Here is a 12,105-nt window from a genome sequence, read left to right as displayed (position 1 = left end):
CGCCGGCCCGGGCTCCGGCTCCGGTCAGGCCTCCAGCCGCGCCAGTCGTCGCCGTCCGGGCCCGCCGCCGGGACGGGTGTCCAGGCGGGTGAAGTACTCGGCGGCCATGATCCGTTGGCGCGTCGCAGCGGGAAGGCGGGAGAGGATCCCGGGCAACGAGCGGGCGCGTTCCACCTCGCTCCGGTGGGCGAGGACGGCCGCCCACTTCCGCTCCAGCCACGGCCGGACGTCAACGACCGCCGTGACGTGGTCGTCCGGCACGGAACGCACCCGTTTCCCCACCCCGGCCAGGAGCGGGCCCAGCTCCCCGACACCGGAACGGGGATGGGTGGCCAGGTAGAGGGCTCGCGGCTGCCACGGTCCGCCCGCCTCCGGGTAGTGGTGCTCAAGTCCGGCGGCGTGTACGGCCAGCAGGGTCGCGCGGTGCGTGTGGACGTGGTCGGGGTGCCCCGTCAGCTGGCCGTACGCGTCGTGCGTGACGACGATGTCCGGCCGGAAGTCCCTGAGGTGCCCGACCAGGCGGCCCACGGCCTCGTCCAGGGGTACGTCGAGGAACCGCGGCCCGCCGGGTGCCGACTCCGGGATGCGGGCGTCGGCGTACCCGAGCATTCGGGGCCGGCCCGCGCCGAGGACCCGCAGCGCCTCCCCGAGCTCGGCGGCCCGGTGGCTGTCCGGCGCCCACGTGGCGGTGACCACGCCGGTCCGGGCTCCGGCCGCGGCGTGCTGGGCGAGGACACCGCCGGCGACCAGCGACTCGTCGTCGGGGTGTGCGAAGACCCCGAGCAGGCTGGGGAACGGCGTGACGGCTGCGCTCACTGCCCGGCCTCCCCGCGTCCGCCCGCGCGGGGGGACCCGGACCTGTTACCGGAGTCGTAGCGGTCGTCCCGGTCCTGTGCGGTCGGGCTGGACTTCATGACGGTGCACTCCGTTCCCGTGGTCGTGTTTGCTTGCGGGGCTCGTGGCCGGCGGGCGTCAGGCCGGAGGGGCATCCCGCTGCGCGGTGCGCAGCCGCTGCAGCGTGCGCCGGCCGCGTTCCGCGACCTCCGGGTCGGCCTGGGCCGTTCCGTAGGCGATCCCGGAGACGGCGTCGAGTACGGCCTCGGCCGCCAGGTGCTCCTCCTCCAGCCCGGTGAGCGGCCGCCCGTATCCCTCCCGGAATCCGTCGCGCAGGTCGGGCCGGTGGGCCCAGGCGTCCGAGAAGCGCAGCCAGTCCCGGACGGCGGGCGCGTACGCGCACCGCTTTGTTTCCGCAGAGACCGTGTCCCCCGCAGGTCGTGTTGCTTTACACGGTGGCCGGCGACGAAGTCGGTGTCGCATCGCAGTAGGGCATCGTGTTGCCATCCCTGTCTCAGTGTGTGAGGAAACGCACACTACCGGCCTCGTTGATGGTCGAGCCTCCGACCATGCTGGATCGGAAGCGAACGGGCCTGTGAGGTGGGCCGTTCTTCACCAGCGCAACGAAGCCGAAGCGGGCCCAGTGGTGAAGCGAGGGACGCAGATGTTGCGCAACGCGTACGTGTCGATGCCATGCCATGCGGCGCTCGCGCCCCGCATGCCCCGCCTCCTCGTGGGGATTTGGCCCACGAGATCACCGCCCGCGACTACATGATGCAGTCGCCGCTCGACGGCATTCCCAAATAGACTGCTCTGCTCAAGCGCTCCCTTCCTCGATTACCTCGATGCCAGTGCCGCCACCGCGCTGCGCCCACAGCCCGGCTGTTTGTGCAGTGCTGGCATATGGGAAGGGACCCAAGGATTGTGTGCTGCCGTCCACTGCGCGCCATCGCAGAAGGAACCGGCCCTCTCGTTCCGTGGTGTTCGGTGGCTCCGCAGCAGGGCTGCGATCGAGGTGAGTCGCGCTGGCCCCAATTGACTCCCGCCAGTGGGAAATGCGACTGCGGGTCGCTTGCGTGTCAACGTGATCCGGACCTAGTACGCGCAGTTGCTCCGAAAGCAGTATTTCGAGTGTTGTAAGAGCCCCCGCGTGATCCCCTGATTCCGCTTGCCATTGGGCGATGCGAACTCGGGTTGCAAGGGTGTCACGATGGTCAGGCCCCAGCACGCGCAGCTGCTCTGTAAGTAGCTCTTTCAGTGTTGCAAGAGCGCCCGACGAATCTCCCAGGCTCTTGCGGCTATGGGCAAGAGTCATACGGGTGGCGAATGTATCGGAATGGCCAGAACCTAGTACGCGCGATTGCTCCGAGAGTAACGCTTCGAGCGTGGCGAGAGCACCTACCCGATCCCCGGCTGCAGCTTGCCAGTGAGCGACGCGGGCGCGGGTTTTGAGAGTGTCGTAGTGGTCAGAACCGAGTGCGCGTAGCTGCTCCGAAAGTATCAATTTAAGGGAGGCGAGAGCACCGCTGGGATCCCCCGCCTCACCCTGCCATTCGGCGAGACGGCGACGAGTTGCGAGAGTGTCACGGTGGTCAGGGCCCAACACGCGCAATCGCTCCACAAGCAGTTTTTCTGTCTCGATAACTGCTGGTGAAGCAGATTCGGCATGTTCCTGTCTCCGGGCGAGACGACGTCCGGTTGCCACGGTGTCATGGTGGTCTGGACCCAAAGCCCGCAACTGCTCGACAAACAGTCGCTGAAGTTCAGCCTGGGCACCCAGTCGGTCCCCAGCCTTGCCTCGTCGCCGCAAGAGATGGCGCCGCGTGGCAAGAGTGTTGCCATGGTCTGGGCCGAACACGCGCAGCTGTTCCGCTAGCAATTCCTCCGTCGCAGCAACAGCACCGGCCAGATCGCCAGCCGCCTCTCTCCAGCGCGTGATGCGGTCGCGGGTAGCCAGGGTGTCAACGTGATCCGGGCCCAACGCGCGCAACTGTTCGGTTAGCAATTCCTCCGTCGCAGCAACCGCCCCCAGCCGATCCCCTGTATCTCCCTTTCGATCGGCGAGGAAGCCACGCGTAGCCAGGGTGCTTGGATGATCTGGACCCAACACGCGCAACTGCTCGGTCAGCAATACCTCCGTAGCAGTAACCGCACCTGGCAGATCGCCTGCCGTTTTCCGTAGGCGCGCGATCCGGTCGCGGGTGGCCAGAGTGTCAACGTGATCCGGGCCTAACAGGCGCAGCTGTTCCGCTAGCAATTCCTCCGTTGTGGCCACCGCCCCCACCCGATCGCCGGACTGAGCCCGCTGCTCAGCGAGGCGGCCACGAATTTTCAGAATCTCTGGGTGGTCTGGGCCCAGTGCATGCAACTGCTTTGCGAGGAACTCTTGAGTTTCAGCTAGAGCCCGCGACCGCTCGCTCAACATTTCAATCGGCACAGATTGTCGTCGGTGACGGCGTCGACGGCGGCGGGAGGTCCCCGTACTGTCGACGTGGTCTGGATCAGACTCACGCAATCGATCGACGATCAGCTCTTCAGCGTGTGTGAGGGCTCCAGCCTGGGCGCCTAGCCGCTTGCGCCATTGGATGATGCGGCGGCCGTTGGCCAGAGTGTCCCGGTGGTTCGGACCCAGCAACCGCATCTGCTCGACGAGCAACTCTTGAGCGGCAGCGACTGCCCCTGCTAGATTCCCTGCTTCCGCCTGCCTCAGGGCGAGATGTCGACGGGCGGCCAAGGTATCGGGGTGATCCGATCCCAAGACCCGGAGTTGCTCAGAGAGCACCACCTTTGATGTGTCTACCGCCCCCAGTAGGTTTCCCGTTCGCTCCTGTTGTCGCACAAGCTGACGGCGAGTGGAAAGAGTGTCCGCGTGATCGGCGCCCAACACGCGCAATTGAACAGTGAGCAGATCTTCCGTCGTGGTAACCGCCCCGGTCAGGTCGCCGGCGTCTTCCTGCCACTTGGCGATCAGACGGCGGATACGCAGGGTGGTTGAATGGTCTGGACCTAGATGCTGACTGGCGGCTGTATGGAGATCCCGCCAATAAGCACCCGACGAGACAACGAGCCCCTCCTTTCTGAGGCTCATCCCAACTCGGAATAGCACAGGATGTGCATCGATGTCCCACAGTCGAGGGCCGGCGAACACCCGGAGAGCCTGGGTGTTTCTGCGTAGGACCTCGTGATTCGCAACCCCCCTCTTGGACCAAACTTCAAGCAGTGCCTGCGCGGCTACCTGCACCGCGTCGCCGAACTCGGCAGCGTCGAGTTGGTCGCGAGTTGCCCGTTGGATCAGCCCGTGGATACGGACGCCTCGCTCAGGCGCGTCTGGGGTGATATCTGCGAGATTGAGTCGGTGAAGGGAGTGCAATGCGTCGCGCGCATCCTCCTCGCTTACCAGAACGTCCTCGGCACACATTCCCGGATCGCGAGCGGTGCTGGCAACGCCGTCACGGCGCAGGGACAGAAAAGATAGCGTGGATTCGGTGGTTAGGACTGCGGTTGGGATGCCGTTCGCATCGAGCATGCTCGCAACCTGCAACATGGGACGGGCCAGTCCACGGGGAGCTAGGTCGTCAGCCAACTCGATAGACAGGGACCAGGTGGTGGCCACGGTTGCGCGTTGCTCGTCAGGCAGTGCCCCTTCTTCGGGCAGGACCTCGGCGAGCCTGCGGCGACGGTCTGCGAAACGTTTTCTGTAGGCAGAACAGTCCAGGCCACGGTCAATCAGGTAGGCAATGGCTTGCGCCAAAGCCAACGGTAAACACCCCAAGTCCTTTGCTAGACCCTGGATCTGATCAGGGTCATCGTGTCTACCACGCGCGGCAAGCGTGGCGGTTAGGTACGCCACACTTTCTTCCAGTGTGAATAGGCCGACCGGGACAAGGCGCCGTCCACTGTGCATCAGGGAAGCATCCCGACGCCGCGTCGTGACGACCACTCGGCCGGTGGGGTGTCGCGGGGGCCAAAGTCCTCGCACGCTTCCTGGGTCGTCAACGTCGTCCAAGATCACCAGCCACGTTCGGTCGGTGGTCTCCATCCAGGTCAGAAACTGTTGCGCGGCTGTTTCAGGGTCATGAGCCTCAGCGCCCGCTACCTGGATCCCCGCATGGGCATATGCCGACACAATCGAATCTCGGCTGTTTGCGGTAACCCAAACGAGCAGGTCGAGCGTGCCGGCGTCCCACCGACGGCGGGCGTAGTGAGCTGCAAGCTGTGTCTTGCCCACCCCTCCTGTGCCGGAGAGTACCTGGCACAGGACGGCTGAGTCCCTACTGGCCATAGCCGCGTCCAGGGTGTCAACGGCATCGCGGTGTTGGAAGCAGTCCGCTTGGCCAGGAATAAGGCCGACACGGTACGGCCATGACACCGCTGCCCGAGGAGGGGCGTAGTGCACCACACGATCGGCGTGGCCGACCGCGACTGCACCGCTCTGGGCGAACGCCACCGTATGCGCGCTGATGCGTGGGCCGGTGGTAGAGGTGCCGGGCGCGGTCAGCCCTGGACTGAGCCCGGCTGGGGAGGGGTTCCCAGGTGCACGCCCCCGTTGATGACGCCCGCGGCTGCAGAGCCTCCCTCCGCGTGGATGCTTACACTGCCGCTGACTGCCAGACCACCGTCGCCTGCTGAAACACTAGTCCCAGGTCGATGTTCCGCCAGCTGTACCAGCTCTCGCAACTGCTCCGCGGCTTCCTCGCGCTCAGGCTCGGGCAATTCCTCCAGGAAATCCTCGAAGCGAGTCTGCCAAGATGCTTCTTGCCGGGTTCGCGCCCTGTCAGCTTGACTTTCGTCGGCCTGCCCCAAGGAGCTTGCCGTCTGATCCAGTCTCTCTAGGGCCACCTGAGCTTGCCGGCTATCGCCGCGTCCGAAGAGCTGAGCCACCCGGCCGCGAAATGTGGTCCAGACATCGGTTCCGGCCGCTTGTACCACCGCACTCCCAGCAGTAGCAGCCAGAGCCGTCATTGCCTCTGCCAGCACTCGCAACACCCCTTCGACCATCTGGCACCTTGCGTGATCCCGACACTCTACAAGCGTCCCTCGCCCAGGGAAACATGACTATGGTTCAGCCACCCTGGGCGCGGCGCGTCGTGAGCCACGAGGTCAGCCAGCCCGCCTGGAACGGCCGCCATCGCCCTGCAGCACGCCATGCGGGCGGGACGAGACCACTACCCGTCACCGAATGGAACGTTGCGCCAGGCCATGGTGAACGGCGAACTCTGATCAGTGCAGGTCCCGCGGTTGTCTCCCCTGGCGGTAGCTGGGGGAGACAACCGCCGCAGCGCCTCATCCCGTTCCGACAACCGGTCCTCCTTTGATCGCCAGTCGGACTGGATCCGGACGCATCTGATGGTCAGTTCGGAAGGTCAGCTACACGGTCCATAGGGGGCAGCTACCTTCGGTGCACTCGGAAGAGCCCGGATATTCGAGTGGGCGGACAGGGCCTCCCGGAGCCGTTCGATCTCCATCTGCTGGGCGGCGATCTGGGAGAGCGCTCGCTGTTTAAACTCGCTGAGTTCGGCGAGCTGGCCCTGATGCACAGCGAGCCGGCCCTGCAGACCCGCTACCTGATTCTTGAGACGCTCGACCTGGGCGGCCCGCTGGTCGGGGACGGTGCCAGCCTCCCTGAGCGCGGCCAGACGGCGCTCGAACTCCTCTGCTAGGTGCTGGTAGGGCCCCGGCCGGGCAGTGCCGTCCCGGTTTTTCTTTGGGTAGAAGCCGGTCCGGGTGACGCCGGACTCAAGAGCCAGAGTCTTCAGATCGCACTTGCCGCCCGGAGGGAGTTCCCCGCGCAGAAGCCGGTCCATGGCCGCTCGGATGGCTTCCTCGTTGTGCGCGCGGTCACTGTCGCTGAGCCGCCCCATCAGCTCTCCTCCTGCCCGGCTGCACCTGCGGCGGCAAGTTGGTCGATCTCAGCGAGAACCCGCTCTGCACGGGTCACGCTGACTTCGAGCCGGGCCCGCTCGGTCTTCTGCCGGCGGCTGAGACTGCCGATGAACACCTTGGCGGTCTCCCGCGATTCCTCCCACACCGGACGGTGGCATGGATGGTGCGTGGCCTGGGGACAGCGGGCGGAGTCGCACATACCGGCAAGCGGCCGGTCGGCATCCGGAGTGCCGGCCAGCCGTAGGCACAATGCCTTGGCCGGATCGATGAACCAGCAGTAGTTCGCCGTTCCCAGATGGAGGGTGCGGGCCCGGGCTGAAAGCATGGACACGACCTCCAGGTCGCTGTCGAGGAGTTGGGGCGCGAGCTCGGAGAGCTCGTGGAGTCGTCCGTCCACGCTGGTGAAGAGACTGATCAGATCACGGGCGCCGGGGCCGGACGGCATGATCCCGCTCTGATAGTCGCGGTAGACGTCTATCAGAATGCCGATGTTGCGCTCCTCCTCAAGCTCGTTGATCTCGGCGAGGAACTTCGCCTGAGCACCGCCCGGACGGGCCGCGTACCCTTCCGTGGTGACCACAGACAGGTGCTTGAGCTGCAGTTTTGCAGCGAGGAGACCGCCGGGACGGTATGCGATCTCCACAGCGAGGGTGCGCCGGAGTGCCCGTGGCGTCACCGCCGCCTCCGGGATGGACGCCAGGCCCAGCCGCTGGCCAGCTGGCCCGTTCACCCACGCTCTGAAGTTCTGGTACGTCGTGTCGCAGAAGACCGGATGGAACAGCGAGGTGCCGGGCGCCGCGTCTGGGCCGAGGAGCTGCTCGGCCACCTCGATTGCTTCGTAGACTTCCCTGGTCACCACCCATTCGTCCCGGACGCCGCCGAGCGGTTGGCCCTTGATGAGCTTGCCCGTGAGCCGGTAGCGGAAGAGGCCAGGAGCGATTTCCTGGGGCGGTTGGCGGCAACCGACGACCAGTTCGCCCAGCTCACAGTGCCGCATCCCGACGAGTGCGGCCAGCGCCAGGCCGCAGGCCGTGGCCAGGTATCCGACCAGGAACTTCAGTTCAACCGAGAAGAGTGGTTCCGTCCAGGCGGCATGGCCCTGCCCGTCGGCGCGCTCTACCTCGGCCGCGTGGCGGCCGTATGGAGCGCAAGCTCCGACAAGGGCAAGGGCTCGCTCCAGGTCGGGGCGGAGTTCTGGAAGCCAGGCACCCCGAAACTGCCTGGTCCCGCACTCCCGAGCGAGTGCGCTGAGGGAAACAGCAGCCAGTGGGTCGTGCTCCCCGCGCAGTCCACGAGCACGCGCATCCTTCGCGCCGACCTGTGTCATCAGTTCCAGGGGTTCTCCGCTTTCAATCCGGCGCTCCAGATTGCGCAGGAACGCCTCGTGTCCGGGGTGGGTGGTGGCAGTGAGGCTGCGGTCCGCGGCCTGACGCTCTCGTTTCGCATCGGCTTCTCGCAGGATGTGCGGGGCCAGCGTTTGGATCATGTACAGCACCGCGGCGAGCAGGGGCTGCTGAACGTCGGACGCTAGCGGCTGCACCTTGTTCGCGCCGGCGAGTTCGGCCGTCCGGCCCGAGCCCCCAGCGGCACTCGCGCCGTTGAAGGGCCGCAGGTCATCTCGGAACCTCTGTCCGGTGAACAGCTCCCGGTACTGCGCGAGCCCGATCACCGTGCCCATCGCGACGGCTCTGGTCGACGGGGAGTCGGCGACCACTTCACCGTCGTCGCCGAGCCGCTCGCCACGGAAGTCCACATACGCGTTGCAGTGGTAACTGGTGACCTCGTCCAGATCGGCGATGCCCTGGTCCGAGAGCCACTTGAACCACCGTATGAGCTCCGACAGCTTGCCGTGGCAGGTCGACAGTGCCTGAACGGTGCGTTCGGCATGGGCGAGGTCACGAACGGCGTCGTGGCGAGGCGCCATCAGCGCCGCGATGTACTCCTTCGCGGTCAGCCTCCACTCCCCGTTGGCGATCGGCGTGAAGTCGAGGGCGCGCTGGTTGGGCCGCAGATAGGCCGGCAGCCCGATTACAGCGTCGAAAGGCCACCGGTCCTCGTCGAAGTAGGGCCCCGTCACACCCAGCGGCAGGGCGAAGCCGAACAGAGGGCACAGCTCGGCGCCAGCAAACGGTGAGACGACGTGCCTCGGCCTGGGGTTCAGCGGGGGCATCATGCGGTGCGTTCCTCGGGGTGTAGAGGGCTTTCGTCGTCGGTGTCGGTGATCGCCGTGGCCAGACGCGCAAGCTCGGCCGGCTCGTAGGAGGTGAGGATCTGCTCGATCCGGTGCGCGTACAGACCGAACACTGCCATGAACTGTGCGGCCGGCATCTGCTGCCACTGCCGTGCGAAGAACGCCTTCATCCGCAGCAAGTTGGCGGCGTGCCGTGGCGCGAACAGGGAGAGAGGGCACAGCAGACACACCCACGGGCGGGCCGGGCACGGCTTGCCCTTCGGGCCGTGCAGTCCTGCGAGCGGGTCCGCGCACGCCGCGACGAATACGTCACGCTGTCCGCCGACCAGTTCGGCGATTGCGGCGTCGTCCAGGCCGAGTTGGGAGACGAGATCGGGCAAGTTGTCGGCCAGTTCCGCCAGGTCGTCGTCACTCAGCACGGTCGGCGGGAGCGCTTTGCGCAGAAGATCGCCCTGGGCCTCCTCCACGATTGCCTCCAGCGCATCCTTCTGCGCGGGGGTCGCGGCCGTCAGGTAATGGTCGCCTTCTACCCGTGGGCTGTGGTTCGGGTCGATCCGCCCGCGCGCGCTGCCGAACCAGTTCTTGCGGTCGCGGTGGGACTCGAACGATGTCCGGATGCTGTGGCGGTGGATCCGCAGGGGCTTGCCATCAGTGCCCTTCAACCCCGCCCGTTCTACCCATCGTTGGATGGATTCATGACGCGCTTTGCCACTCCGCCAGACCCCGAGATCGGTGTACTCGTGACGCAGCCACAGCTCCGCAGCCTCGGTCTCCGCAGCGAAGCGGCGTGACAGAACGGAATGCTCAAGCCATCGTTCCACCAGTCGCACGGCGCGCGGGGACAGCGTCACGCTCTCCTCGGCGGTGCGGCCCTTGAGGTAGTTCACCAACATCGCTGCGTCCCCGGCCCACTCCAGGTCCTCGACGCCCAGATCGGCAATGCCGTCGGGGACAATCCCGGTGTACGCACCGAACAGCAGTTGGTAGGCGACTACCACCGACGAGGAGGGGAACAGCGCAGTGCAGGCACGCTGTGCGACAGCGCCACGGCCCATTCGGAAGTAGGCCATCGTCGGCGTCCACCCGGCCCTCTGTCCCAGACTGACCGCGGTTTCCGGCCCATGGCGGACCATCCACCAGCACAAATTCTCGTATGACCAGCCGTGCTGATAGGGATCCCGCCCCGTCTCGGCCGCGGCACGAGCCTGCCGGAACTGAGACCACGCATCCTGGATCTCTGTCCGGCATATCTCCTGCAGCCTGCTCCAGACCGTCTCGTCGTACGGCAGCAGCGGCTTGGAGTCCCGTCGGCGGCGGCTCTGGTTGTATGCCCGACCGCCCACCAATTCGCGGACCTCGGGACGCAGTGCCCCAGTGTCCTGGTCAAACGCCGCGAGCATCCGACGGATCATCGACTCTTGAACGTGGCCAGTCACCCACAGCTGCTCAACGAGGGCAGGACGGGTGAGCTCCGCAGCACCGCCGGAATGCCCGCGCTTGGCCATCGCTGCGGCGAACAGGCGAGTTGCCCGCACGAACTCACGGACAGTGGTCTCCGCATCCACCTGGCCGTGAGGGTGTATCAGTCCGATCAGCCCGATGGCCATGTCGCGCACCAGCTGGGGGTTCTCCTCCTCGGGCAACTCCACCGTCGCGGTCGTGCCCTTGGTGAACCAGCAGACCAGCCGCGCGGGCTCCTCCATCAGCCGAGCGGCCATCAGACGAGCACCGCCTCGTCCTCGAACTCCTCATCCGCCTCGGCCTCGGCGAACAAGTCGAACTCGTGCCCCGCACGTTCGTACGCCTCGCGGTAGATCCGAGTCATGTCCAGGCGGCGCAGATACGCTTCCGTGGTGACGACGCTGGTGTGTCCAAGGAGGTCACGCAGCACCATCATCGGGTCCGCCTTGCCCAGGTACAGAGCTAGCGCCGCATCCGTGTCGGTCGCGTGGACCATGCGGGCCGCCTCCATGAAATGGCCGCTGACCAGCCACTCCAACGTCCTGATCGCAAAAGTATGCCGGAGCCGATGCGGGGCGGTGTGAGGGAATCGGGGCTCGAAACGCTCCCGGATCCGGGTCGAGGTCCGCTCGAAGACCGTGGCCCAAGCTGTGAAGGGGGACCCGTCCGCCTGCACCCCCAGCAGCATCGAGCCGCCATCGGGTGCCACCAGGCGTCGCCGCTCGGACGGCGTTAGCGCCGCCCACTTCACCCGGGTGCCGTTCACCCGGCCGCCCCGGGCGTCGGTCTCGCTCACCATCAGCGGCTCCCCCCACCGGGCCGGCGGCCGCCAGCGCGAGCCGACCGTGGCCAGAGGACGGGCCGTGGTCATGTACCGGTGCACGCGAGCCAGGCTGTTGTAGGAGGTCCACGTCGTGCGGAACTTGCGCCCCTTTGTTACGCCCTCGGGGACGGGAAAGGAGATCGGCAGCGCGGTCGGCTTCGGCGGAAGCGGTGGAACCTCCACATCCAGCAGGTACGTGAACTCCTGTGATCGCAGCCCCGAGGAGAGCACGAGGTCACCCACTGCGGCGTTCCGAGTAAGCGTTCGCCCGCGGTACGAGGTGTCTGGCGATCCGTTCGGGCGGAGCCCTGCCAGGCCACGAACGAACATCTCCGCGAAGTCGGCCTCGAAGTAGCGGATCGTGACATGGCGCTTCGGAGTGCGCCGGCGGGCCTGGTTGACTCGTTGGGTCCGCACCTGGTCCCCGTACATGGAGACGGCTTCCTTGTAGGTGAACGGCATCGCGGGCGCGTGCCTCTCCTTGTCCGCCCACGCGTAGAAGCGCGACAGGATGCTCATCTGCTGGTTCCACGTGGTGGCCGCAAGCCGACGCTGCAGCGGCCCGCACGACCTGTCGACCGCGTACAGACTGAGTGCGTCCTTCAGACGGCCCCGCTCATCGAAGACGCCGATCCCCAAGGTCGCAAGGAATTCGCACCATTCCCGCAGCGTACGACCGTAGAACTCCCACGAGTTGGGCGCTGGGACCCCATCCAGTGGCAGCCACCGCAGCCAGGTATTGATCGCCACCGTGCCGCGCACGCCACGCTCATCCTCGAAGAGAAGGTCGTCATCGACAAGGACCGGCATGAGCTCGGATATCACCGGACGGTCGCTGAGCCCCCACGACCGCCAGCCCTTCGAGCTGAAGAAGATCATTTGCATGGCCGGGACGCTATGCGGGGGACAGTAG

General features: G+C 66.3%; 7 protein-coding genes. All 7 read right to left on the bottom strand.

Annotation, left to right across the window (positions count from 1 at the left end; all coding sequences use genetic code 11):
* Nucleotides 1-24: 24 nt before the first annotated feature.
* Nucleotides 25-816: a PIG-L deacetylase family protein gene (locus ACIQUT_RS22905; RefSeq protein WP_403565152.1), complete on the bottom strand. Its 792-nt coding sequence runs from the start codon at nt 814-816 to the stop codon at nt 25-27.
* A gap of 156 nt (nt 817-972) precedes the next feature.
* Nucleotides 973-1,317: a hypothetical protein gene (locus ACIQUT_RS22900; RefSeq protein WP_403565150.1), complete on the bottom strand. Its 345-nt coding sequence runs from the start codon at nt 1,315-1,317 to the stop codon at nt 973-975.
* Nucleotides 1,318-1,651: 334 nt separating this feature from the next.
* Nucleotides 1,652-5,116 (bottom strand): NB-ARC domain-containing protein, encoded by a 3,465-nt coding sequence (locus tag ACIQUT_RS22895; protein WP_403565148.1) that lies wholly within the window; start codon nt 5,114-5,116, stop codon nt 1,652-1,654.
* A 1,081-nt stretch (nt 5,117-6,197) separates the two neighbouring features.
* Complete coding sequence (locus ACIQUT_RS22890) at nt 6,198-6,695, bottom strand: hypothetical protein (protein ID WP_403565146.1); 498 nt, start codon at nt 6,693-6,695, stop codon at nt 6,198-6,200.
* Nucleotides 6,695-8,890, bottom strand: a complete 2,196-nt coding sequence (locus ACIQUT_RS22885; protein ID WP_403565144.1) for a site-specific integrase — start codon at nt 8,888-8,890, stop codon at nt 6,695-6,697. The genes ACIQUT_RS22890 and ACIQUT_RS22885 overlap by 1 nt, the downstream gene beginning before the upstream one ends.
* Nucleotides 8,887-10,626, bottom strand: coding sequence for a hypothetical protein (locus ACIQUT_RS22880; protein WP_403565143.1), 1,740 nt, complete (start codon nt 10,624-10,626; stop codon nt 8,887-8,889). Before ACIQUT_RS22880 ends, ACIQUT_RS22885 begins: the two co-directional genes overlap by 4 nt.
* Entirely contained in the window at nt 10,626-12,077 is a 1,452-nt protein-coding gene (locus tag ACIQUT_RS22875; RefSeq protein WP_403565141.1) for a site-specific integrase, read from the bottom strand. The genes ACIQUT_RS22880 and ACIQUT_RS22875 overlap by 1 nt, the downstream gene beginning before the upstream one ends.
* Nucleotides 12,078-12,105: the final 28 nt, after the last annotated feature.

Origin of the sequence: Streptomyces sp. NPDC090445, assembly GCF_044769385.1 — a bacterium.
Classification (GTDB): domain Bacteria; phylum Actinomycetota; class Actinomycetes; order Streptomycetales; family Streptomycetaceae; genus Streptomyces.
This window is presented reverse-complemented; position numbering and strand designations above follow the sequence as displayed.